Source organism: Sporosarcina sp. P7 (assembly GCF_002743425.1).
Taxonomy (GTDB): domain Bacteria; phylum Bacillota; class Bacilli; order Bacillales_A; family Planococcaceae; genus Sporosarcina.
Genome location: NZ_PDZF01000010.1, coordinates 108,139 through 131,095 on the forward strand (window position 1 = coordinate 108,139; position 22,957 = coordinate 131,095).

A 22,957-nucleotide genomic window follows, 5' to 3' on the forward strand; every position below is an offset into this window, starting at 1 on the left:
CACGCGTATTAGAAATCATCCACCACAACAGCGGAAATCCAAAATCAGTCATCCTATTCCAAATTTCTACTCGCTTACCTTATTGCTTGCAATGTGTGTCATCTATAATTGAAGGTTATCTGAATTTATGTTACATTGACATGAGAAGAATCTATCAACAGAATGGAGTCGGTAGCGTTGTCATGCAAACCTGAAACAGGAAGAAAATCTGAGCATGTTAGAAAGCCGGATTGGCTGAAAATTAAGCTGAACACCAATGAGAACTATACAGGTTTAAAGAAATTAATGCGCGAAAAAAACTTGAATACCGTATGTGAAGAAGCGCGTTGTCCGAACATTCATGAGTGTTGGGGAGAGCGACGTACAGCTACCTTTATGATCTTAGGGGCTGTGTGTACACGGGCATGTCGTTTCTGTGCAGTTAAAACAGGTTTACCTAATGAACTTGACACCGCTGAACCGGAACGCGTAGCGGAATCAGTTGAATTGATGAATTTAAAACATGCCGTTGTCACTGCCGTAGCACGCGATGATCTAAAAGATGGAGGCTCTGCGATTTTCGCGGAAACCATTCGTGCGATACGCAGGAAGAACCCATTTACGTCTATTGAAGTATTGCCATCGGATATGGGTGGAGACATAGAGAACTTGCAACGTTTGATGGATGCAAAACCAGATATCCTCAATCATAATATTGAAACAGTACGTCGTTTAACACCGAGAATTCGTGCGCGTGCAACATATGATCGTTCACTTGAATTACTTCAACGTGCCAAAAACATGTATCCCGAGATCCCGACAAAGTCTTCACTAATGGTAGGACTCGGAGAAACAATGGAAGAAATTATTGAGACAATGGATGATCTGCGTGCACACAACGTAGATATCATGACAATTGGTCAATACTTGCAACCAACAAAAAAACACGCTAAAGTCGTAAAATACTATTCGCCTGACGAGTTTGGTGAGTTGCGGAAAATCGCAATGACTAAAGGATTTTCTCATTGTGAGGCGGGGCCGCTTGTGCGTTCAAGTTACCACGCAGACGAGCAAGTTAATGCTTCGGCCAGAGAAAAACAGCGCCAAGGTGACGAACTGCTGAAACTTGAAGGACAAGCGAGCAGTTAAATGGAAGTGAAGCAGAGAATGGTTATTGTAGAGAATATGCAATATGAAATTGCAGAAGAGTTTCGCGATGGGTTCGATGAAGAAGCCTTGAACGAACGCTTTAGCGAAGTACTGTTAAAGTATGACTTTATCTTGGGTGACTGGGGATATGGTCAATTACGATTAAAAGGCTTTTTTGATGACCGTAATTCCAAATCCACATATGAAACGAAAATTAGTACTGTCCAAGATTATATTTATGAATACTGTAATTTCGGTTGTGCTTATTTTATCTTGAAAAAGATTGGAAAAATAAAAGCGGAACTAACGGAAGTGGAAGCGGTGGACGAAGTACTTTCTGAAACGCCATCTACTTCAAAAATAGACTAATAAAAATGAAAGCTTCGGGCAAATTAGCTCGGAGCCTTCATTCGTTTCGCAATAAATATGGTAAGATAGAAGTATGAGATATATGAGGAGGAAGAACAGTATGTATTTTGTAGATCAAAACCAAATCAATAAAACATTAGTGTATATGGAGCAGTTGATCGATATTTTCAAAAAGGAAACGAACTGGCTACAAAGCGATGTAAATAAGCTGGCTTTAGAGCGAATTGCACACGGTTTGATTGAAGGAATCATTGACGTAGGTAATTCTATGATCGACGGATTCATCATGCGTGACCCTGGAAGTTACGACGATATAATCGATATTCTTGAAGATGAAAAAGTGATCCTATCCGAGCAAGCCACTCCATTAAAGGCATTCATTTCATTACGCCCAATGATTGTCCGCCAATTCGTGGAAGTCGATGCGGATAAAGTAGTACAATCCATTTGCGAGACGCTTAAAGAACTACAACAATTCCCAGGACAAGTTCGAGACTACTTAACGAATGAATTAGGTCCAGTCTCGGCGTTTCTTCCGACAGAATGATGAGGCAATATAAAGCGTATTGTTTCGATTTGGATGGCACGATGTATCGTGGTAGTGAACCTATCCAAGAAGCGGTAGATTTCGTTGCGGCGTGCCAAGCTGAGGGTAGGGGAACATATTTCATTACGAATAACGCTGCCTTGACACGTACTGCGCAACAGAAGAAACTAGCAAGTTTTGGTGTGAGTACAGAAACTGATTTCATCATGAATTCAGCCACCACACTGGCTCGTTATTGCAAACAGCATTATGACGGTGCAAATGTCATGATGATTGGTGAAGAAGGATTGCGTGAGGCATTGGAACTCGAAAATATTACGATCACCACAACGAATCCAGATGTGGTGGTAATGGGACTCGATCGTCAGGTTACATACGACAAACTCGCGAATGCTTGTCTGGCGATACGTAACGGTGCTCATTTCTTAGGCACCAATCAAGATATTAAATTCCCGACTGAAAAAGGACTAGTACCAGCTAACGGTTCTTTCCTTAAGTTGATGGAGGCGGCGACTGATACAAAGCCACTCATTGTTGGAAAACCAGAGCCGCATATGCTGGAGTTCATCCGGCAGCAAGGAATGTACGAGAAGGAAGACATGATCCTGATCGGCGATAATTACGATACGGATATCATGGCGGGTATTCGCTATGGTATAGATACAGCGTATGTCGCGACAGGAGTCACGCGTAGAGAAGATGTGCTAAAGAAAGCGCAACAACCTACTTATATGCTGAATTCGCTTGCGGAATGGCTGAAGTAATAAGAAGCTATCGAAGAAGTCGTTACACACAGGCTTCTTGCGATAGCTTTTTTGTTTAACAGGGGAGCTATTAGGGAATAGTGGACAATGATAGTGGACTATAGCAAAAAAGGATGTCTCTAGAAGCATAATCGCTAGAAGACATCCTGTTGACGGTATTTTATTAAAAAAGTGGATTTTCTTCAATGAACTGATAAATTTGCTTCGTCAATTCATCCGCTGTATCCGCTTCGACAAGTTCACCATTAACAATCGCGTACAATGTGTCGCTACATTTCGTACAATAGCTCAAACAGCCGTATTCGAGTACGTCAATGTTTGGGTCCCGTTCCAACGTTTCGAATACAGGGTAGGCACCGTTAGCCAAATTACTCATACAAAACTCCACGATGGGATTCATCTTTCTCACCTCGCCTACTAGAAATGGTACTCTTTTTTTACAAAAGCGTCAATGAACATGACATATTGTGAAAGTTGTCACATACTGTTATACTAGCAAATGAGATGCACGAGAAAATGGACATAGAAGGAGGACATTATGAGAAAATTACTTTTACTAGGTGCCGGCTATGGTAACATGAGAATTTTATTGCGTTTACTAAATAAAGATTTACCAAGCGATATTGAAATTACACTTGTCGACAGAACCTTATTTCATAGTTTGAAAACAGAATTTTATGCATTGGCAGCGGGAACTGTGTCGGATGCCGATGTGCGCGTCGCGATCCCTGTTCATGACCAATTGAAAGTGGTAGAAGGCGAGATTCAAGAAATCAAGCCAGAAGAAAAAGAAGTGTTGTTGGCAGACGGACAAGCACTTGCATACGACGAATTGGTCATCGGACTAGGTAGTGAAGATAATTACCACAACGTACCTGGAGCAGCTGAACATACGCTGAGTATCCAAACGATTGGGAAATCCCGCCGGACGTATCAGACGTTACTCGGACTAGGCGATGGCGCAACAGTGGGAATCGTAGGTGCGGGACTTAGCGGTATCGAATTAGCGAGTGAGTTACGTGAGAGTCGTCCGGATTTGAAGATTAAATTATTCGATCGGAGCCCGCGTATTTTACGTGACTTCCCTGAACGATTGAGTAACTTCGTAAAAGGTTGGTTTGATCAAAACGATGTAGAAGTCGTAGCGAATTCGAACATTACCAAAGTAGGCGAACATACTCTCTATAATCATGAAGATACAATCGATGTAGATGCAGTCGTTTGGACAGCTGGTATTAAGCCAGGCAAGGTTGTGGACGATTTAGTCATTCAGAAAGACCGTTCAGGCCGTATCGTACTCAATCAATACCACCAAGTTCCAAGTTACCGAAACATTTACGTTGTCGGGGACATCGCTGCGCTTCCACATGCACCAAGCGCTCAGTTGGCAGAAGTTCAAGGCGAGCAAATCGTTCAAGTATTACGCTCCACTTGGAAAGGTGAGCCGCTAATGCTTGAAATGCCGGAGCTGAAACTAAAAGGTTTCATGGGTTCGTTAGGGAAGAAGCAAGGATTTGCGTACTTAGCGGATCGTACCGTTACAGGAAGAATCGCCCGTTTAATGAAATCTGGCTTGCTATGGATGTACAAATGGCATAACGGGTAAATTCAACAATCTGCAAGTCACTTCCATGAAGTGGCTTTTTTTAGTTATGATATTGCCTATCGTTCATTGCATACAAAGAAGCGGTCAGTTCCACATAGAACGACCGCTTCAATGAATATATTGTTCTCAATTAATCCATCAATTTCTCAATTTATTCGGCTTGAAAACCTTGTGCTTCTAATGCGTTAAAAACAGGCTTTAGTTGAATATGGCCTTCTCCGATCATTTCATCATTAATCATGACGAGTGGATAAAAATACTCATCATCACGAATTTTTTCGACGATTTCCCGCTGTCGTGATTCGGTTAATTCTTGATCGATATCAATATACGTAATAGAAAACGGTTGTTCAGGGTACTTTCTCGATATTGCTGCTTGAAGCCATTCATACGTATCTTTGGAAGAAGGTGCATTTACACAACTGGCACAGATGACTTCTGCTCCATATACTTCAATTGTTACAGGGGATTGCGACATATTAATCAAACCTCCGATTCATTATTGGATTTTTTCTGCTGGGCAGTTTATAATAAGTATAAGGAAAGGAGAGTGTGTTTACAATGACAACAGATATTAAATTATATGAGCCGGTAAAAGAAGTGCTAGATAAATTGCGCCCATTCCTCTTGCGAGACGGAGGGGACTGCGAACTAGTGGATATTGACGAAGGAATAGTGAAGCTGCGCCTATTAGGAGCATGCGGTACTTGCCCTAGTTCAACGATTACATTAAAAGCTGGCATTGAACGTGCATTACTTGAAGAAGTACCAGGTGTAGTAGAAGTAGAACAAGTATTTTAATTTCACTAAATAAAAAAGCCGTGCAAATGAAGTATAACCTTCTTTGCACGGTTTTCCTTATTCAACTGGTTTTATGAGCGGTTTCCTCATCACGGATTTCTTGCCATCGATCTTTGGCCATTTTGATGATTGTAGGTTCGGTTGATCTGTTTTGCGTTTCAATTACACGTGAGAAGTTTCGTATGGCTTCTGCGCGATCATGAATGCGCCAAGATAATTCCGCAATGATATATTGCACACGGGTTTCAGACATTTGTGTTCCGATATAATCACCTTCAGAAAATGCCTTTATGTAGAGGTCGCGAGATATTTCAAGATAACGCATTTCTTTCTGACGGTTTCCCTCATTACGATAAATCCAAGCGATACGTAACATGATTCCTGCTATCGTTAAATACTTTTCTTTTTTAAAATTGGCATTTAAATATGCTAATTTATAGGCTTCAATTGCTTGCTCTTTCGTCCGTACGCCACCAAAAGAGCGGCTATGCCATTTAGCTGTTATGTTTTTAGCGATCATTTCTTTTGTGCCGGGCGCAAAGTAGGGAGCGAAATCATCAGTAAATGCAAAACCGCAATTCGGACATACGGCAACATTATAAAAAATAGGATTAACTTCCTTGTCCAAGTAAATAGGCCTAAAATCGCTATCATGATTAACTACTCGTACTTGGCGAGAACGAACTTTAGTAGTAGGGAAATGCTCTTTACACAGTAAGCACTGCATTTTTTTCTCATAAAACGGGCTAATTTCCACTAGTATCATCCCTTTCTGTCCTAAGTCTTATTGTACATTATAATAGACCTAGTGGGGGGCTATTTGTTTGCATTGTGAGGAAAAAGATTGATATGATAAAAAGAAAACGTGGAAAGTGAGTGGTATTCATGACGAACACAGTAGAGATAACAGAAGCAGCGGCATTTCACGTAAAAAAAATGATGACACATAATGAAGAAGAAGGATCTTTCTTGCGCGTTTCCGTTAATGGCGGAGGTTGTAGCGGGTTGACATACGGTCTTGGTTTTGCCCAGGAAAAAGAAGAGGATGATATTTCGTATACTGCACATGGAATTCCTGTAGTTATTAAAGAAGAGGATGCAGCGATTCTTGTAGGGACAAAAGTGGATTATAAAGAATCTTTAATGGGTGGCGGCTTCACCATCGACAATCCGAATGCCATTGCAAATTGTGGTTGTGGTACTTCATTTAGAACAGCTAACAAAGCTGGCGCTCCGGCAGATTGCGAGTAAATGAAGAAGTGATTAGTCGAGCGGAATGTGAGGGAATTATAAGGACGCTACATTACTAGTCTAAATTGATTATTTGCACAATTATAATTCTGTTGAAATACGTTCGCAAAAGGTCTACTATAGGAAATGAAAGTAAGATTCTATTCATATCAAACTAAATGCCGGCACTGCAAAATAAGTAAGATTGATTTTACACGTACTCGGCGTTTAAGAAACTAAAAGGTGGTTCGATTTACGTGAAAAGACCAACAATCTTAGTATTGGGTGCAGGTTATGGCGGTTTGATGACTGTTGTGAATTTACAAAAGTCATTAGGTGCAGATGAAGCAGATATCGTTCTAATCAACAAAAATGACTATCACTATGAATCTACATGGTTGCATGAAGCGGCAGCTGGAACGTTAACTCCAGAACAAGTTCGCTACGATATATCCAGTGTAATCAATAGCAATAAAGTAAAGTTCATCGAAGCTGAAGTTACGGGCATCGATGTCGCAACGAAAAACGTCAAAACGAACCTCGGTTCTCACACATATGATTATTTAGTAATTGGTCTTGGTTTCGAAGGAGAAACTTTCGGAATCCCAGGTTTGGACAAGTACGCATTATCCATTGCCAATGTGAATGCAGCTCGTCACATTCGTGATCACATGGAATATCAATTCGCTACATGGTCTACTGAAGAAGTTAAAGATGATAGCCGTTTGACTATCATCGTAGGTGGGGCTGGATTCACAGGAATCGAGTACCTTGGTGAACTAGGAGACCGTGTACCAGAACTATGTAAAGAATATGATGTACCAGCCAAAAAAGTGCGCATTCTTTGTGTAGAAGCAGCGCCAATGGTCTTGCCTGGTTTCGATCCGGAACTGGTGGAATACGCGGTGCGTCAATTGGGTGCAAAAGGCATAGAATTCTCTATCGGCACGCCGGTTGTTGAAGCGACTCCTGAAGGCGTGAAGATTAAAAAAGGCGAAGATGAGTTTGAATTCATCAAAGCGGGTACAGTCGTATGGGCTGCTGGCGTTCGCGGTAACCACTTGATCGAAGAATCGGGTATAGAAAACATGCGTGCTCGTGTTAAAGTTGAAAAAGATATGCGTGCACCAGGATTCGATGATGTATTTATTGTAGGTGATTGTGCATTGATGATCAACGAAGCGATCAATCGTCCGTACCCACCAACTGCACAAATCGCTATGCAACAAGGCGAGATGATTGCTAACAATATTATTGCATTGATGAAAGGGAACCCAACGAAAGAATTCGTACCGGATTTAAAAGGTAGCGTTTGTTCTCTAGGTGATTCCGATGCGATTGGTGTGGTATTCGATAAAAAAGTGACAGGTGCGAAGGCATCCTTCATGAAGAAAATGATCGATAACCGTGCTCTATTCATGATCGGCGGTCTTGGATTAACGATTAAAAAAGGTAAATTCAACGTATTATAATGAATATAGAAAAGCACTCGCCTTTGCGAGTGCTTTTTGTGTGCATGAAAATAGGCAATAAGTCAACTGTGGAAGTAGTTGAATTAGGGAAAATCGTCTGTCAGATTTTAAGAATTCATGACATCTGAAAAGAACGTTCTGTGTACACTGTCTCATTCTATTGAAAGCCGTCGCATCATCCTGTAAAATGTTGAAGTGATGAACTGGGGGTTAGCAAGCATGCAAACTATATCCATAGCACAAGTAATGCTATCAATCTTGATATTTATTGTCATGTTTTTCGGTATCGGTTTTTTAATAAATATGTTGTTACGTATGACGTGGCTTATGGCTATCATTTATCCGATAATTGTAATTTTTATTATTGATGATGTGCCGATGTATGAATACATTACGAAGCCTAGTTTTGCTTTTAGTGAGCTGGGGGCGAATCTTATGTCGCTGCATGCCGTGGATATCGTGATTCTGGCGAGTGGTATGGTGGGAGCGATTATCGCAGGTTTTGTAATGAAAGCTTTACGCAAGATGGGTTATCAGATGTTTTGATGTTTTTCCATACGTGGATATGAAAAAACGGAGCTGGACAGGAAGTCGTGAATTACGACATCTTGTGACAGTTCCGTTTTTTGTTTTTTACTACTAAGTAAAAGATTGGTGAGGTGAGGGCACCGTTGATCGATGTTACAATATAACGGTATACGTAAAGATCGAGATGAGAATACCTGTTAGAGCTCCGAAAAATACTTCGTTTGGTTTGTGGCCGAGTAGGGTTTTCAGTTCTTGAATTTTTGCGTCATTGTCTTTCTTCGGCCAATCTTTCAAATCGTTGACGAATATTTGGAAGTCGGAGCGCATTTGGTTGATGATGACGGCTTGTTGTCCGGCTTGGTAGCGGATGCCAGTTGCGTCGAACATGACAATGACTGCGAATATAGCGGATATGGCGAATAATGGTGAATCTAGGCCCGCTTCGAATGCGATGGCAGTTGTGAGTGCAGTGACAGCCGCCGAGTGGGAACTCGGCATGCCACCTGTAGACGTCATGAGTCCGAAATCGAGTTTACGTGTCAATAAAAAATGAATAGGAATTTTTACAAATTGGGCAAAAAAGATGGCGAATAGCGCTACGAGGAGCGGTATGTTTTCAAAAATAGCCAAGAGGTTCCACTCCCTTACTGTCAGTAGTTTAGCAATTAGTATAACATAATCTGGATCTACTCGTTGTCTCCAATCCAGAATACTGCTCGTTGCTTGTGCTAATCTGACTAGTCTATACTAGTATGGGGAAAGCGTAAAGAAAAGGGGAGGAACCATTCATGATAAACGTAGAAACAGCATCCGCAATCGATCAGACAGAAGTAGAAGTACTTATTGTAGGAATACCAGATCATCCAGAGAACGTAGAAGGTTTCGATTTGTTCGTTGAATCTTTCCATCTTTTATTGCCAGACTGGATTAAATCACAGGACATTCAACAGAAGTGTAAGGCGATTACCAAAATGCCTGCGCTATCCAAGCAAAGTTACGACCGGGTGTACTTTGTGGGCGTTGGCAATCAGAAGCGACTGACAGAACAGCTATTGCGTGAATTATTCGCTGACGTAGGTAAACAACTACACAAGGACCGTGTGCGCACTGTAGGCGTCTGGACAGCGCCGTTCTCTAATGAGGAGATAGATAGTGAGGACGTAGCGTTCCTGGCCTCTGAGGGTATTGGAATGGGCTCCTACACATATGAAGGGTTCAAGACGTCATCCAATGAAGTGGATGTCTCCTTAACTACTGTGACATTCATTACGACGGAAGATGAAGATCGTGTGACTACTGCAGGAGAAGTGGGCATGATCTCCGCACATGCAGTGAACGAAGCGAGGACGCTAGTCAATGTACCCCCTAATCTATTGACGCCAACTAAGATGGCGGAATACGCACAAGAATTGGCGGAAAGCTATGACTTAGAAATAGATATTCTGGGTAAAGCCGAAATGGAAGAGCTTGGTATGGGAGCCATTCTTGCGGTCAATCAAGGTTCAGTTGAAGAACCGAAACTCATTGTTCTTAAGTATCAAGCGACGGAACAGTGGGAAGATGTCATTGGTTTAGTCGGTAAAGGAATTACTTATGATACGGGCGGCTATTCATTGAAGCCTAAGGACGGCATGGTTGGCATGAAAGGGGATATGGGTGGTGCTGCAGCTGTACTTGGCGCTATGGCGATCATAGGGGAATCACGACCGAAGAAAAATGTGATTGCGGTCATTGCTTCTTCTGATAACATGATCTCCGGTGAAGCGTTCAAGCCGGATGATGTGATCACATCCTTAAGCGGAAAGACCATTGAAGTGTTGAATACAGATGCGGAAGGTCGTTTAGTACTAGCTGATGCAGTGACGTATGCGAAGCAAGCGGGCGCTGAGTATTTGATTGATGTGGCCACGCTAACGGGCGGTGTCATTGTGGCGCTCGGTAATGATAAAACGGGTACACTGACCAACCATGACGCATTCTATAAAAAATTTCAGGAAGCGGCGGAGGAAACAGGGGAATTCATTTGGCAACTGCCCTTAACTGAGAGCGATCGTCAGCGGATTCGCAAAAGTGATGTCGCAGATGTAAATAACTCACCGGGACGAGATGGCCATATGATCTTCGGAGGCGGCTTCGTCGGAGAATTTGTTGGGGATACACCGTGGATTCATTTAGATATTGCAGGTACGTCTGATGCAGCGACGCCACATGCGCTCGGTCCGAAAGGTGCGACGGGCGTTATGGTGCGTACATTGGCGACCTTCGTGGAGCGCTTGGCTGCTGAAGCAGAACCACAAGAATAATTCAGTATAGGCGCTTTCCCCATTCCTTCTTTCCGGTTAGTCATAGGATAGAGGGAAAGGGGGAGCTTGGATGACAAGACATAATTATAGAGGTGGATACGGTGGCGGTCGTCACCATGGTGGAGGGTATGGCGGTGGATTTGGTAGTTTCGGCGGGTTCGGAGGTCCTTTTCTAGGTGGCTTAGTTGGCGGATTTTTAGGTAATGCTATTTCTCCAGGCTATGGCTACGGCTACGGTGGAGGATATTATCCACCTTACTACAACAGCTATCCATACTATCCACAACCATATTATCCTTATTATCCATACTATTAAAAAACACGCCGTGATGACTATTCGTCATCCGGCGTGTTTTTATCTGATTCTATGCGTATTTCTATTACAGCTTCTTTTAGATCATCTCCAACCGTTAATTCGGTAGGCTTTACACCCGACATATACGCAGCGCGAGTCATTAAGTGACCGCCAATCGGAGAAGTGATGAACAAGAAGACGATCCCAAGTAATAATGCCACACTGAAATGGCCTTCATTCCACCAAAAGTGGAGAAATACGCCAAGCAGTAAACTCATAACGCCAAGCGTAGCGCTCTTCGAAGCAGCATGTGCACGTGTATAGACATCTGGGAGCCGTAAAATTCCAATGACTGTGACGATCGTAAAAATGATCCCCACCGTAACGAGTAACACAATCATAATGTCAGCGATTAGGTCCACGTTCGATAATCTCTCCTCTCTCAATGAATTTGGAGAAGGACACTGTGCCAATAAACGACATAATGGCGATCAATAGTATCGCATCGATGAAGAAAGGGGTGTCGAACAAGATGGAAAACAGTGCGATCGCTGATATGAGCATGACACCGACTGCGTCAAGAGCTACTAAACGATCCGGCACAGAAGGACCTTTCCATACACGGTATAGTAATCCGAGCATAGACAGGATAACTAGCACGAGACAGACAGAATAAAATACATTCATCCTCGGCTCACCTCCATAATGGCTTTCTCGAATGTGTTTTTAATAGAATCGATTGCTTCATCGACATCGTCTACATCAATCGCGTGGATATACAAAGTACGCTGATCATCTGAAACATGAACGACGACCGTACCAGGCGTTAACGTAATTAAACTAGATAACAACGTGATTTCCCAATCTTTTTCAAGCTCAGTCGGCAAAGCGAAGAACATCGGTTGCATTGTCGATAAATCCGGTTTGATCACTAGTAGCAACACGGAAATATTCGACATGATCAGTTCTTTTAGAAAAATCGCTGTCAGTTTCACTGCAGACCAGATTCGCCAAATGTACAAGCGTCCACTGAAATAGCGGCGTGTCATGATGATCATCAACAGCCCGATAAGATATCCGATGATGAACGTAGAAGGTGTCAATGAACTTGACATGAACATCCAAACGACTGCAATGAAGAAATTTAATAGTATCTGAAAAGCCATTGACCTCTACTCCTTTAACACCGCATTTATATAGATGGATGGATCAGCCAGTACATTCGCTGCATCCGTCATATATGGCATAAGCCACTCCGTACCTACACCATACACTACCGAAATGAGTACCAACATAACAGCTGGGAACATCATTTGGCGATACGTTCGTGGATCGCGAACAGGTAGCTCGCTCTTTTGAGCACCCCAAAATGCATAAATGAAAATCCGAATGACAGACAGTAGTACTACTAGGCTTGAGGCCAAAATAATGATACTGCCGATCACGTGGTCAGCTTCAAATGCCCCTTTTGTGATGAGCACTTTCCCGATAAACCCACTCAACGGAGGGATGCCAGCCAGACCGAACGCAGCGATTAAATACATCCAACCAAGCGTTCCGTGCGTCTTAATTAAACCACCCATTTGCCGCAAGTTCGAAGTGCCGGTTACGTAGATGATGATACCGATCAGGACAAACAATGCCCCTTTGATCAACATATCATGAATTAAATAGTAAACCGCGCCCTCGAGTCCAGACGTGTTCATTTGAGCTACGCCGAACAAGATGACACCTACTGCAATGATGATATTGTAAATGATGATTTGTTTTACATCGAAATACGCAAGAGCGCCGATACAGCCTGCAATGATAGTTAGTAACGATAGAACCATCAAAAACTGATGCGTAAATCCAATGTCGTGCACGAAAAACAACGTATAGGTACGCGTAATCGCATATACACCGACTTTAGTCAGTAAGGCACCGAATAATGCGAGAACGGGTATCGGTGGTGCAGCGTACGAATTGGGTAACCAGAAATACAAGGGAAAGATTGCCCCTTTAATGCCAAAGACGATCAAAAACAAAATCGCAATAACCGAAATAATTCCTGGTTGATTGATCTCTGCAATCTTCACTGAGATATCCGCCATATTCAATGTACCGACGATAGAGTACAAATACGCTACCGTAATGACAAAGATGGCAGATGAAATAACGTTTACCAATATGTATTTGATAGATTCACGAAGCTGCCGTTTCTCGCCGCCAAGCACAATAAGCAAATAGGATGCGATCAGTAGCACTTCGAAGAATACGAACATATTGAAAATATCGCCTGTTGTGAAAGCGCCATTGATTCCTGTAATCATGAACAGGATCGCAGGATAGTAGAAAAATCTCTCTCTTTCTACACCGATGGATGAAAAGCTATAGATGACGACAAAAAATGTAATGATAATCGTCGTCGTGACGAGCATGGCGGAGAACATGTCCGACACCATCGTAATTCCAAATGGTGCAGGCCAACTCCCGAGTGTCACGGTTTGGATTCCTTCTGTCTTCACTGTCGCGATAAGCCAAAAAGAAGCAACTAGACTGAGAGCCAATCCGATCAGTGTCAAAACTCTCTGGACGACCACCTGCTCTTTGAAAAACAATAAGATCATCGCGAAAAAGAAAGGAATAATGATCGGAAATAAAAGAAGATTAATCATGTTCATCATTCCCTCTCAATTCATTCATATTATCTGTTTGGTGTACAGCATACATACGATATGCCATGACAAGCATGACCGCCGTCACACCAAAACTGATGACGATCGCAGTTAAGATCAATGCTTGAGGCAAGGGATCTGCAAAATCAGTCACTCCGTCGATTAGGACGGGAGGCGCTGAACCTCCGAGTCCACCCATCGTAAGAATGAGTAAGTGCGCTCCATGACTGAGCAAACCAGTACCTAAAATCACTTTCAGTAAACTTCTCGATAAAATCAAATAGACGGCTGCCGTAAATAATATACCGATAAGAATCGCAAGAATAAACTCCATCAGTCATCGCCTCCAATCGATTGAATAATCGTGATGGCGGAACCGACGACAACTAAATAAACGCCACTATCGAACAACATCGCTGTGTGAAGGGACGTGTGTCCGAACAGCGGTAAGTCAAAATCACTGAATGCATGCGTGAAGAGTGGCACATTAAAGAAAATCGAGCCCGCCGCTGTACCTAACGCAAGCAATAATCCGATCGCCGTCATGACCGTAAAGTTGAACGGTAGAATCTGTTGAATCGTCCGTAAATCGAATGCCAACAACAACAGGACAATCGCACCTGTCGTCAACAAGCCACCGACGAATCCTCCACCCGGAGCATAGTGCCCCGCGAAAAAGATGTGTATGGAGAACAAGAAGATGATGAAAAACACTACTTTAGCTGTGGTTTGTAAAATAACATCATTTGTTTTCATCAGTCGGCTCCTTTCTCGATACACGCAAACGAATCATACCAAGTACCGCGATCCCTGCAATAGCGAGTACCGCGATCTCAAATAATGTATCAAATCCACGGTAATCTACAAGAATGACGTTGACGATATTTCCGCCAGCTGCTTCTGTCTTGACCGTATCTTTATAGTATTGAGAAATTGAAGGAATCATTTTTTGTGAGTGACTAGATAGGGCGACCAATGTCACCATTACGCCTACACTAAATGAAACAATCAAATTAACCATTTTATTGCGTTTCGTTTCCCCGTGCGTACTGAGTGCCGGCAAATGTTTGAATGCCAGTAAAAACAACGCAACGGATACTGTCTCGATGACAAGTTGTGTTAGTGCTAAGTCGGGCGCTTTGAAAATGACGAAGAATAACGCGACAGAATACCCGACACCGCCAAGCGCGATGATTGCAGCAAGACGTGACTTCGCAAACACCACAAATCCGACAGATAAAACCAACACGGTAGCATTCAGTGATCCATATAAAGTAATCGCTGCAAAACTGTTCATATCAAGAACGAATGCGTCTTTGAGGAACAACAGCGCGATGATCGTAACAGACATAAATGCGAACATATATAATAAGTAGGTCCGGATCTTGCCTGTCATATAAAGACGAGAAACCCGATTCAATCCTTTTTCACTTCCGCGCATCATCGCATCATAGCCGTTATTCAGCGATAGGCTGTCAGGCTGCATACGATAAAGCGGTTGCCATTTCGGAATGGTTAGATAGAGTAACGTACCGAATGCGACGATACCAATTGTCAGCCATAAACCAGCAGCCCCAAAACCATGCCATGCTTTGACATGAATATCGATAGCGGACGGATTCGCGTACAAAGTTGGTTGAATCGCCATAACGGCCGGTTTAATTATCCACTTACCGATGACATTCGGAATGAAGAACACCATAATGACGATGGATGCCAAAATCATAGGCGAAATTAACATACCAATCGGGGCTTCATGCGGCTGTTTTGGCAATTGATCAAATTTCTTCTGTCCCATAAATGTTTTTAAAACGAAATACATACTGTACGTAAACGTAAACACACTGGCAATCCAAGCGACGATTGGGAACAGTATCCCCCATGTATCGAAGTTGAATAATTCAAAGTGTCGAAGCGCTACCATAGATTCCAAGAACATCTCTTTACTCAAGAATCCACTGAATGGTGGCAAACCAGCCATAGATAATGAACCAATCGCGGCAACAGTAAAGCTGATCGGCATAACGCTCATTAATCCACCGAGCTTACGTATATCTCTGGTACCGGTTTCATGATCAATAATCCCAGCGATCATGAATAGCCCGCCTTTAAATGCGGCGTGGTTAATCAAGTGGAAGATTGCCGCATACGTCGCGAAGCCAAACACGGCTGCGGTCGCATGATACGAGATAGCACCTGCTCCAAGTAAAGACATGATTAAACCAAGTTGACTGACTGTTGAAAATGCTAAAATCGCTTTCAAATCCGTTTGCTTTACTGCGAAGAATGAACCCCAGAACAACGTCAGCAATCCAATTCCTGTAACGAGCCAAATCCAAGTGGACGCTGAGCCGAAAATCGGCGTAAATCGTGCGACCAAATAAATACCCGCCTTCACCATCGTCGCAGAGTGTAAATACGCACTAACTGGTGTGGGCGCTTCCATTGCATCCGGTAGCCAGATATAGAATGGAAATTGTGCGGACTTCGTAAAGGCACCAAGCAAGAGTAAAACTAATGCCAGAGTAAAGTACGGTTGATTCACGAGTTCAGGAGCATCTGCGATCAATTCCCTAACAGAGAACGTTTCTCCCACGATACTGAGTAAAATGAATGCCCCGAGCATCATTAATCCACCAAACACCGTAATCATCATCGATTTTAATGCGCCAAAACGTGACTTGTCCTTGGTGTACCAGAAGCCAATCAATAAGAAGGACGAAATGGACGTTAACTCCCAGAACAAATAGAGTGTCATCGTGTTGTCAGATTGCACGACTCCGAGCATAGCGGTCATGAAAATCAGTAAGTAGACATAAAAACTACCAAGATCCTCTTTTTCCCTATCCATATAAAATACGGAGTACAATACTACTAACGAACCGATTCCGGTGATCAATAGCGTGAATAATAAACTAAGACCATCTATGTATGAAGTAAACGCAATTCCAAGTGAAGGAATCCATTTCATTTCAGAAATAGCATGACCACCATCCATGACTAACGGCAAAAAACTTGCGTAATAGCCAAACAACACGAGAGGTACAAGTAAAACCAACCAACCTGTATGTATTCCTTTAATTTTCTTATAAACAAAAGGAACGAGTATTGCGAAGATTACAGGTAAAAAAATCAATAACACGAATTCCAAGAGAATCCTCCTTCCAACCATGTTCTTCACTTATTCACATTCCCGAGGCGTAAGCGTGGGCGTATTTGTTAGTATAGCGTAAAACATTTCAAATTGCATAGACGACAGTTGACCATTTATTGCTTTATTCGACTTCCTTCTTATATTATTAGAAGGGGAAAAAATATTTTTTGGGGGTATTATGAAAAATCCATATTTGTTCAGCTATTTACCATTTGTCGCCGTCTTATTATTCAGTTTGACTTTTGGCGTCTATAGCGTAGGGGAGACGCTAATCCTCTTTAAGGAAATTGGTCTCTATCAAGGCATGAGGGAGTTCTTAACCGACCTTCAATTACGCCTCTTTTTACTGACAATGTATGCTTTAGTATTCTTCATGCTATTTGCAGCTTTAAAACTGATTGCCGTCACCATTCATGAAACGGCCTTATTATTTTTCCTAAAAGAAGAAGCAGATGCCTCGTATAGCGCTTCAAAATCCGGTGTGATCATTTACTTTATTGGTGCACTCGCTTCGGTAATCGGTATTCAATCTTGGAAGATGCTAGCATTGATTTTCTTCCTCACGTCTTTCGTTTACTTTATTTACGTAGTGTACAAATTAAGTCCCTTTATGCCATTGACGCACACAGTCGGTTTGATATTCTTTCAAATTATCATTTGGAGCGTCTTGGTGGCGGGACTTGTGTATATCATTTTCCGTCTATACAACGGAGTACTCGCCAGTATCCCGTTAGCCAATCCAGTGAAATAAATGGAAAAGCCTTGCAGATCCAACTAACGGACCTGGCAAGGCTTTTATGGTCGCAACGTTGAGGAGAATGCCCGCAAATGAATTTTTTGATCACGCAGACGCGGGATGGGTGTGGGTCTATCATACCCAATCCAGACTGCCGACGTATAACGATCATTCATGCCGATTGTCCACAAGTCTTTAAACGAATCGGTCGTTCCTGTTTTCGCTCCGGTATATCTCGTTGTGTAAGCTATTCCTTCGCCTGTACCGTTCACAACGACTTCTTTCATCAAGGAACGAATGCTATTGACCGTGGATGGGGACCAAACCGCTTTTGACCTATCTTTCCATTTATACAATACTTCACCTTTACTATCCTTTACCGAGCGAATGGCATGCGGGGTCACGTACGTCCCGTCGATAAAACTCGTAGTGGCTCCGGCAAGCTCCAGTGGCGTGACACCTTTAGAAAATCCACCAAGCGCTGCAGGGTAGGAGCGGTCAGCCGCAACGATGTGTCGGAAATGAAAAGGTGTTAGATGAGAGAATGCCTCGTCGATTCCTACACGTTGCAATAAACGTACAGCCGTTGTGTTATAACTATTCCGGAATGCTTCCCGTACCGTAGTCGTACCAAACTGATAGTGGCCGAAGTTTTTCGGACAATAACCGGCAATACAAATATTGCTACTGTTGACGGGCGTATCCGCATGATACGGCCCACTTTCAAAAAACGGTGCATAGACAAGCAATGGCTTGATTGCTGACCCTGGTTGTCGAACAGCTTGAAAAGCCCGGTTGAAGTCGGTTTTTTTATAGCCCGATCCTGCATATAAACTGATGATCTCACGCATCTCATTGTCGATGACAGCAGCTCCAGCCTGCACACCGCCTGTTCCAATCAGTGCATTCAATCGATTTTCATCATGCTGTTGCTTGTTTGGATCAAGTGCCGTATCGATTGTTACGCCTTTGCTGGCCACTTCTTGCGTACGCCGATTGATTTCACTTTGCCAGCGTTGTCGTTCTTCTGGCGTTTTGGCTTTAGCCATCGACAGATCGAGCCCTTCCGCTTGCGCGATCAGGTCTTTCAATTCTTCTAATACATATGAACTGTACATTGGATAAAACTGTTCTTTGTTCTTAACGTTCAATTGAATGGGCAACTTACTATACTCTTCAAATTGCTCTTGTGTAATGACTTGCTGGTCGAGCATGACTCGAAGAAGTCGTAGTTGACGTTCTTTCGTTTGATCAAAATGCTTGATCGGATTATAAAGAGATGGATTATTTGGAATGGCCGCCAAAAATGCAATTTCTGCCTCATGCAATTTTTCGAGAGGACGGCTGAAGTAGTAACTAGCTGCACCACCGATTCCGTATACTTGATTGCCGAAGTACATTTCATTCAAGTACATTTCCAGGATTTCATCTTTTGTCGATTGTTTTTCCAACTCTGCTGCAAAGAAGAGTTCTTTAAACTTTCGTTCGTACGTTTTCTCAGTTGTTAAATAGCGCATTCGCACGACTTGCTGTGTAATGGTAGAAGCGCCTTGCTGTTTAGCGTCTGCCGCTGCATTGATCGTGAAAGCTCGAAAGATCGCCGCTATATCGTACCCCCGATGCTCATAAAATGTCCGGTCTTCACTTTTTAAAAATAACTGGCGCGTGAAAAACGTCACATCTTGCAAATGGATAGGCTGCCGCCATTCGGTATATTCTTCCGCAAACAATTTCCCGTTACGGTCTTTCATTTGAATAGGGGAGACCATGGCAGGCGTTTCCAACTGCACTGCCTCACGAATAGAAGCATGCAAGGTTTTCGTCTGCGCGGTTTCTGCGTAGATTTGATTTTGGATAAATAATAATAGCGGAACGCAAGCAAGCGTAATCACTAATCCAACCGTTTGTTTCAACTAACTAGCCCCCTGTACTTTCATATCGCTATAGAAAAATATAACATAACACGACACCTGTCGTCTGAAACAATAGGAAATAAAAAAACGCGCTACCGAAAAGGGCGCGTGGTTAATTTACGTATGTTCATTCGCTTCATCTTGCCGGTCTTCTAGGAAATGTTCGAAATCCTGTGTTGGCCGTCGTACTGCCATAGATAGGAACAAATACCCGACGATGAATAATATGCCTGTCACGATGAATACGGCAGGAATCCCGATATATCCACTGACAATTCCACCAAACATCGGTCCGATAATATTACCGAGGAAACGGAAGCTGGTGTTATACCCCATGACCTCACCTTGAACTTCCAGTGGCGCTTCACGACGAACAAGCGCTGTCGTAAGTGGAATCATCCCGCCAGTTGAGATTCCAAATAAGAACCGCAACAAAACAAGTTGCCAAAGTGACGTAACGAACGCCTGTGGGATAATGAAGATGAACGACATGATCAGCAGTAGTCCGAGGATTTTTTCATATCCTACATTGTCGCCAACTTTCCCCCAATACCTAGCGAATAGTAAATTACCGAGACCTGTTGCACTGAACGTCAATCCCGCAAGGAACGCTACATTCGATGCAGCATGAGTCAAATCCGCTACGTAGAGTGACAACAATGGCTGAATGCTGAAATTCCCGACTTGGATCAACGTCGTGACGACCATCACGTTAAACATTAGACGGTGCTTGAACAATCCACCCAAAATGACTTTCCGTGAATACTTTGCAACTTTCCGCACCTGTACCCGCGCTTGCTCTTTAATTCCAAATAACACGAGCAACGTAGCAATCATAACGGAAATAGATGTGATGATGAAAGCATACTCAAACCCAAACGTATCAGCCATCAGACCACCGAGAACGGGGCCGAATAACATTCCCGCAACACCGCCCATTTGCAACGTGCCGAGCATCTTGCCGGCTTCCTCACGTGGCGTTTGAGAAGAAATGAAAGCTAATGAAGTCGGTAAGAAACCTGTAACCAACCCCATTAGTAGTCTCAACACGAAAAAGGTTTCTACGGAATTAACAAAGCCCATTAAAAAAACTGAAATCGTAATGCCAAAACCATTAATGAGCAAAATAGGTTTAAAACCGAAACGATCTGCAAAACGTCCCCAAATAGGTGACATGATCAGTGCGGTAATAAACGTAGCACCAAAAATTAACCCAGCCCACTTCTGGACATATGCGTCAGAATAATCCCCGAATGTTTCAATATATAACGACAGGAACGGCATAATCATCGTCATCGTACCTGCTACAAGAAAGTTCGTGACCCAGATGATAATGAAATTTTTCTTATGTCGACTCAACGTTGAACCGCCTTCCTCCTGTAATGCTTAGATAATATTCAGTATAAAACAATTCGGCAGTCGAAGGAAACATAGTGCTTACATCAAACGTGAATAGAGCGGATGGCGCGGCCCATTGAGCGGTTACGCGAAATAATGAGCGATACTCGCATTGCTACTACGGGTAAACCAACATTGTCCTTTCCTACTATTACGCTTTTTCTCAGCCTACTACACATTGTCAACTAACTGTCACAGTTACAATGATCGAATTTTGCCATCATCTATGATAGACTGTTTTCATATACAAAACATGCACCAAAATGAACAAGCACGCAAATTTGAGGAGGAATATCATGTATCCACAACTATCAACTGAAGTAGCAGAAAACGAAGCACTCGTAACGATGAACACAACAATGGGACCAATCAAAATAAAACTTTTTAAAGAGCGCGTTCCAAAAACAGTTGAAAACTTCTTAACTCACGCAGAAAATGGCTACTACGACGGTATTATTTTCCACCGCGTTATTCCTGAATTCATGATCCAAGGTGGAGATCCAACTGGAACAGGAATGGGCGGAGAGAGTATCTACGGCAACTCATTCCAAGATGAGTTTACTATGGATCTATTCAACTTGCGTGGCGCTTTATCTATGGCAAACTCTGGACCCAACACAAACGGTAGCCAGTTCTTCATCGTACAGGCTTCTTCAGCAAACGCTTCAGCATCACAATTGAAACAGGGTGGATGGCCTGAAGAAATTGCAGCTGCATATGAAGAAAACGGTGGAACACCACATTTAGATCAGAAGCACACTGTATTTGGTCAAGTGTTAGAAGGAATGGACGTTGTCGACAACATTGCCAATGCAAAAACTAACCGTGATAATAAGCCAAACGAAGAAATTAAAATTGAATCAATCGAAATTATCCAAAAGTAATCGGATTTGATTCGTAGGGGGAAACTAGCATGGACTTCGTTCTATTAATGCCGTTTCTTTATTTTCCTGAAGATAAATCAGAATACATCCCAGCAGCAATCTCTTTCGTCATCTTCATGACGCTAATGCTGTTCGTATTTCGTTGGATTATCAAGAAATCCAAACAGCAGGAAGAAGAAACGAAAGAGCTGGAACAACGTATTTTAAAAGAACGACAACAACATAACAACTCAGGACATCCCATCGATTGATCGGGATGTTCTTTTTTAATCAGCCAGTCTCGTAAATTACCAAAATACCTCCAACTGTTCTCTTACTAGCTGTTGTGCTATCATTAAAAGAAAACACAAATCAGGTGACGAATCATGCAAACCATTGAAATGAATAAAAAAGCAGTCTCACTTCTTAAGCAATGGGATCCATTCCAAGAGGGGGAATATGCATATGGTACAGAAATCACTGAAATAGTGACGAAACTCCATCATGTAGATCATCCAGCAGACTTAGCTAAGTATATTCGCGATATCTATGAGCACGCCCATGAAATTTGGATACCATTAGAGAACTGTATGGACATATCCTATAAACTGATTGCTGTTAAATATGAAGCCAAATCAATCGTTACATATTAACTACTCCACGCCATCTATTCAGATGGCTCTTTTTTTGTTCAAAACATCAAAATATGGTATACTATGAAGCGGCCTTAGTGGCAGACTAGATACTACTTTAGATTGGGAGCTGTTTGGCATGTCTCACAAATTTGCAGTAGGAGATGAGCTGACCGGAAAAGTTACCGGCATACAGCCGTACGGTGCGTTTGTAGCGCTGGATGCCTCAACGCAAGGCTTAGTGCACATCTCTGAAATCACGTATGGATTCGTAAAGGATATTCATGAGTTTTTGGAAGTTGGGCAAGAAGTTCACGTCAAAGTATTGGATGTGGATGAAGGGGCTAGTAAAATCAGCTTGTCGATCCGTGCATTACAGGAACCACCAAGTTCTTACCTGAATCACTCTCGTTCTCGTCAATCATTGCAAGAACGCGTGGATCAGCAAGACGCTGATGGTTTTAATTCACTGAAAGATAAACTACAAGGCTGGATTGAACAATCCGGACGTTAATAAAAGGACAGACGTAGAAGTGGTAAGTACTTCTACGTCTGTCCTTT

Annotated in this window: 29 protein-coding genes; 16 read left to right on the forward strand and 13 right to left on the reverse strand. The window is 42.6% G+C overall.

Annotated elements, in window-relative coordinates:
- Window positions 1-162: 162 nt before the first annotated feature.
- From lipA to CSV60_RS11120, 4 genes are all read left to right on the forward strand, one after another.
- Window positions 163-1,128: a lipoyl synthase gene (lipA, locus tag CSV60_RS11105; protein WP_099637051.1), complete on the forward strand. Its 966-nt coding sequence runs from the start codon at window positions 163-165 to the stop codon at window positions 1,126-1,128.
- Between the two features lie 18 nt (window positions 1,129-1,146).
- Window positions 1,147-1,497, forward strand: coding sequence for a YutD family protein (locus tag CSV60_RS11110; protein WP_199175275.1), 351 nt, complete (start codon window positions 1,147-1,149; stop codon window positions 1,495-1,497).
- 100 nt (window positions 1,498-1,597) lie between these two features.
- Window positions 1,598-2,044 carry a DUF86 domain-containing protein gene (locus tag CSV60_RS11115; RefSeq protein WP_099637053.1) on the forward strand — a complete coding sequence of 149 codons (447 nt, stop codon included), beginning with the start codon at window positions 1,598-1,600 and terminating at the stop codon, window positions 2,042-2,044.
- Complete coding sequence (locus CSV60_RS11120) at window positions 2,041-2,808, forward strand: TIGR01457 family HAD-type hydrolase (protein WP_233189605.1); 768 nt, start codon at window positions 2,041-2,043, stop codon at window positions 2,806-2,808. Before CSV60_RS11115 ends, CSV60_RS11120 begins: the two co-directional genes overlap by 4 nt.
- Before the next feature lie 163 nt (window positions 2,809-2,971).
- On the opposite strand, the gene CSV60_RS11125 is transcribed toward CSV60_RS11120, so the two are convergent.
- Window positions 2,972-3,208, reverse strand: a complete 237-nt coding sequence (locus tag CSV60_RS11125; protein WP_085131442.1) for a YuzB family protein — start codon at window positions 3,206-3,208, stop codon at window positions 2,972-2,974.
- A 138-nt stretch (window positions 3,209-3,346) separates the two neighbouring features.
- Here CSV60_RS11125 and CSV60_RS11130 point away from each other — a divergent pair, with 138 nt between their 5' ends.
- A complete protein-coding gene (locus CSV60_RS11130) occupies window positions 3,347-4,414 on the forward strand; it encodes an NAD(P)/FAD-dependent oxidoreductase (protein WP_099637054.1) in 1,068 nt (355 codons plus the stop codon).
- A 151-nt stretch (window positions 4,415-4,565) separates the two neighbouring features.
- Here CSV60_RS11130 and CSV60_RS11135 read toward each other — a convergent pair whose 3' ends face one another.
- Complete coding sequence (locus CSV60_RS11135; protein ID WP_099637055.1) at window positions 4,566-4,892, reverse strand: YuzD family protein; 327 nt, start codon at window positions 4,890-4,892, stop codon at window positions 4,566-4,568.
- Between the two features lie 83 nt (window positions 4,893-4,975).
- Here CSV60_RS11135 and CSV60_RS11140 point away from each other — a divergent pair, with 83 nt between their 5' ends.
- On the forward strand, window positions 4,976-5,215 hold the full coding sequence (locus CSV60_RS11140; protein ID WP_085131439.1) for a NifU family protein: 240 nt from the start codon (window positions 4,976-4,978) through the stop codon (window positions 5,213-5,215).
- A gap of 61 nt (window positions 5,216-5,276) precedes the next feature.
- On the opposite strand, the gene CSV60_RS11145 is transcribed toward CSV60_RS11140, so the two are convergent.
- Window positions 5,277-5,981 (reverse strand): DUF2225 domain-containing protein, encoded by a 705-nt coding sequence (locus CSV60_RS11145; protein ID WP_199175273.1) that lies wholly within the window; start codon window positions 5,979-5,981, stop codon window positions 5,277-5,279.
- 119 nt (window positions 5,982-6,100) lie between these two features.
- Between CSV60_RS11145 and CSV60_RS11150 the strand changes: the two genes are divergently transcribed.
- The 3 genes from CSV60_RS11150 (at window position 6,101) to CSV60_RS11160 (ending at window position 8,463) form a co-directional block, all read left to right on the forward strand.
- On the forward strand, window positions 6,101-6,466 hold the full coding sequence (locus tag CSV60_RS11150; protein WP_099630806.1) for a HesB/IscA family protein: 366 nt from the start codon (window positions 6,101-6,103) through the stop codon (window positions 6,464-6,466).
- A gap of 236 nt (window positions 6,467-6,702) precedes the next feature.
- Window positions 6,703-7,917: an NAD(P)/FAD-dependent oxidoreductase gene (locus CSV60_RS11155; RefSeq protein ID WP_099630807.1), complete on the forward strand. Its 1,215-nt coding sequence runs from the start codon at window positions 6,703-6,705 to the stop codon at window positions 7,915-7,917.
- A 219-nt stretch (window positions 7,918-8,136) separates the two neighbouring features.
- Entirely contained in the window at window positions 8,137-8,463 is a 327-nt protein-coding gene (locus CSV60_RS11160; protein WP_099630808.1) for a YuiB family protein, read from the forward strand.
- A 135-nt stretch (window positions 8,464-8,598) separates the two neighbouring features.
- On the opposite strand, the gene CSV60_RS11165 is transcribed toward CSV60_RS11160, so the two are convergent.
- A complete protein-coding gene (locus CSV60_RS11165; protein ID WP_099630809.1) occupies window positions 8,599-9,075 on the reverse strand; it encodes a divergent PAP2 family protein in 477 nt (158 codons plus the stop codon).
- Window positions 9,076-9,233: 158 nt separating this feature from the next.
- Between CSV60_RS11165 and CSV60_RS11170 the strand changes: the two genes are divergently transcribed.
- Both CSV60_RS11170 and CSV60_RS11175 read left to right on the forward strand, forming a co-directional pair.
- Window positions 9,234-10,748: a leucyl aminopeptidase gene (locus CSV60_RS11170; protein WP_099637056.1), complete on the forward strand. Its 1,515-nt coding sequence runs from the start codon at window positions 9,234-9,236 to the stop codon at window positions 10,746-10,748.
- A gap of 70 nt (window positions 10,749-10,818) precedes the next feature.
- The gene (locus CSV60_RS11175; RefSeq protein WP_099637057.1) at window positions 10,819-11,064 is read left to right on the forward strand and encodes a hypothetical protein; all 246 of its coding nucleotides are present in this window, start codon (window positions 10,819-10,821) and stop codon (window positions 11,062-11,064) included.
- Window positions 11,065-11,081: 17 nt separating this feature from the next.
- Here CSV60_RS11175 and mnhG read toward each other — a convergent pair whose 3' ends face one another.
- The 7 genes from mnhG to CSV60_RS11210 are packed head-to-tail and all read right to left on the reverse strand — an operon-like array spanning window position 11,082 to window position 16,851.
- Window positions 11,082-11,465, reverse strand: coding sequence for a monovalent cation/H(+) antiporter subunit G (mnhG, locus tag CSV60_RS11180; RefSeq protein WP_099637058.1), 384 nt, complete (start codon window positions 11,463-11,465; stop codon window positions 11,082-11,084).
- Complete coding sequence (locus CSV60_RS11185) at window positions 11,449-11,730, reverse strand: Na(+)/H(+) antiporter subunit F1 (protein ID WP_099637059.1); 282 nt, start codon at window positions 11,728-11,730, stop codon at window positions 11,449-11,451. Before CSV60_RS11185 ends, mnhG begins: the two co-directional genes overlap by 17 nt.
- Complete coding sequence (locus CSV60_RS11190) at window positions 11,727-12,209, reverse strand: Na+/H+ antiporter subunit E (protein WP_099637060.1); 483 nt, start codon at window positions 12,207-12,209, stop codon at window positions 11,727-11,729. Before CSV60_RS11190 ends, CSV60_RS11185 begins: the two co-directional genes overlap by 4 nt.
- 6 nt (window positions 12,210-12,215) lie before the next feature.
- Window positions 12,216-13,700, reverse strand: a complete 1,485-nt coding sequence (locus tag CSV60_RS11195) for a Na+/H+ antiporter subunit D (protein ID WP_099637061.1) — start codon at window positions 13,698-13,700, stop codon at window positions 12,216-12,218.
- Window positions 13,693-14,034 carry a Na(+)/H(+) antiporter subunit C gene (locus CSV60_RS11200; RefSeq protein ID WP_085131429.1) on the reverse strand — a complete coding sequence of 114 codons (342 nt, stop codon included), beginning with the start codon at window positions 14,032-14,034 and terminating at the stop codon, window positions 13,693-13,695. The genes CSV60_RS11195 and CSV60_RS11200 overlap by 8 nt, the downstream gene beginning before the upstream one ends.
- Window positions 14,034-14,456, reverse strand: coding sequence for a Na(+)/H(+) antiporter subunit B (locus CSV60_RS11205; RefSeq protein WP_099637062.1), 423 nt, complete (start codon window positions 14,454-14,456; stop codon window positions 14,034-14,036). The genes CSV60_RS11200 and CSV60_RS11205 overlap by 1 nt, the downstream gene beginning before the upstream one ends.
- Window positions 14,443-16,851 (reverse strand): Na+/H+ antiporter subunit A, encoded by a 2,409-nt coding sequence (locus CSV60_RS11210; protein ID WP_099637063.1) that lies wholly within the window; start codon window positions 16,849-16,851, stop codon window positions 14,443-14,445. The genes CSV60_RS11205 and CSV60_RS11210 overlap by 14 nt, the downstream gene beginning before the upstream one ends.
- A gap of 181 nt (window positions 16,852-17,032) precedes the next feature.
- On the opposite strand from CSV60_RS11210, the gene CSV60_RS11215 reads away from it, so the two are divergent.
- Entirely contained in the window at window positions 17,033-17,605 is a 573-nt protein-coding gene (locus CSV60_RS11215) for a DUF5366 family protein (protein ID WP_099637064.1), read from the forward strand.
- A gap of 44 nt (window positions 17,606-17,649) precedes the next feature.
- Here the strand turns inward: CSV60_RS11215 and CSV60_RS11220 are convergent, their stop codons facing one another.
- Both CSV60_RS11220 and CSV60_RS11225 read right to left on the reverse strand, forming a co-directional pair.
- Window positions 17,650-19,503: a transglycosylase domain-containing protein gene (locus CSV60_RS11220; RefSeq protein WP_099637065.1), complete on the reverse strand. Its 1,854-nt coding sequence runs from the start codon at window positions 19,501-19,503 to the stop codon at window positions 17,650-17,652.
- A 117-nt stretch (window positions 19,504-19,620) separates the two neighbouring features.
- On the reverse strand, window positions 19,621-20,862 hold the full coding sequence (locus CSV60_RS11225; RefSeq protein WP_099637066.1) for an MFS transporter: 1,242 nt from the start codon (window positions 20,860-20,862) through the stop codon (window positions 19,621-19,623).
- Window positions 20,863-21,197: 335 nt separating this feature from the next.
- On the opposite strand from CSV60_RS11225, the gene CSV60_RS11230 reads away from it, so the two are divergent.
- From CSV60_RS11230 to yugI, 4 genes are all read left to right on the forward strand, one after another.
- Window positions 21,198-21,785, forward strand: coding sequence for a peptidylprolyl isomerase (locus tag CSV60_RS11230; RefSeq protein ID WP_099637067.1), 588 nt, complete (start codon window positions 21,198-21,200; stop codon window positions 21,783-21,785).
- A gap of 29 nt (window positions 21,786-21,814) precedes the next feature.
- Window positions 21,815-22,036, forward strand: a complete 222-nt coding sequence (locus tag CSV60_RS11235; protein ID WP_099632630.1) for a hypothetical protein — start codon at window positions 21,815-21,817, stop codon at window positions 22,034-22,036.
- A 114-nt stretch (window positions 22,037-22,150) separates the two neighbouring features.
- Window positions 22,151-22,417: a DUF1871 family protein gene (locus tag CSV60_RS11240; RefSeq protein ID WP_099632631.1), complete on the forward strand. Its 267-nt coding sequence runs from the start codon at window positions 22,151-22,153 to the stop codon at window positions 22,415-22,417.
- A 118-nt stretch (window positions 22,418-22,535) separates the two neighbouring features.
- A complete protein-coding gene (gene yugI / locus CSV60_RS11245) occupies window positions 22,536-22,910 on the forward strand; it encodes a S1 domain-containing post-transcriptional regulator GSP13 (RefSeq protein ID WP_029054404.1) in 375 nt (124 codons plus the stop codon).
- The last annotated feature ends 47 nt before the right edge of the window (window positions 22,911-22,957 follow it).